Below are 642 nucleotides of genomic sequence, written 5' to 3' on the forward strand. Positions count from 1 at the left end.
GTAATAAAGAACCAGTAATCATCTGTTGGTAGAGGTTCCCCGTTCAGGGTACCATCCCATCCCATTCCCAGAGGATCAATTTTTGTAATTAGTTTTCCGTATCTGTTGAAAATGAGTATTTCGGTATTGGGTTGGGTAAATTGAGTAATCCCAATAACCTGCCAAAAATCATTTTGACCATCATTGTTTGGTGTAAAATATTTTGGGAAGCCAATGACCGAGACCATATCTTCAACCACCCCGCAATCATTTTTCACATCCCTTACGGCGACTGTGTACATACCCGGAGGAACGTTTTGAAATGTCGTTTGTGGTTGGAAATCGGCAAATAGCCCATTCTGATTGAAAAGAGCAAATTCATATGTACCCTCTCCCGAAACAACAATTGAAATGGTATTGTTTTCTGAAGCATCAGTAACATGTATGGCTTCGATTGTTGCTATATTGGAGGGAGATACAACTATGGTTCTGCTTTTGCTGCAACCCCAAACATTGGTAGCTGTAACCGTGTAGGCTCCCACGGTGTTTACCTCGATATCTGGGGTTGTTTCCCCAGTAGACCATTCAAAGGTATTATTGGTGCTTCCATCAAAAATGCCGGCATTCAGTGTAATGGACTCCGGTGAATCATTTAGGCAATAG

Annotated in this window: 1 protein-coding gene; it reads right to left on the minus strand. The window is 41.7% G+C overall.

Translation table 11 applies throughout. The features are described from left to right. The coding region (locus LOK78_RS16370) for a T9SS type B sorting domain-containing protein (protein ID WP_232635664.1) at positions 1-642 on the minus strand (642 nt) is incomplete at both ends.

Origin of the sequence: Mangrovimonas futianensis (assembly GCF_021245805.1) — a bacterium.
Taxonomy (GTDB): domain Bacteria; phylum Bacteroidota; class Bacteroidia; order Flavobacteriales; family Flavobacteriaceae; genus Mangrovimonas; species Mangrovimonas futianensis.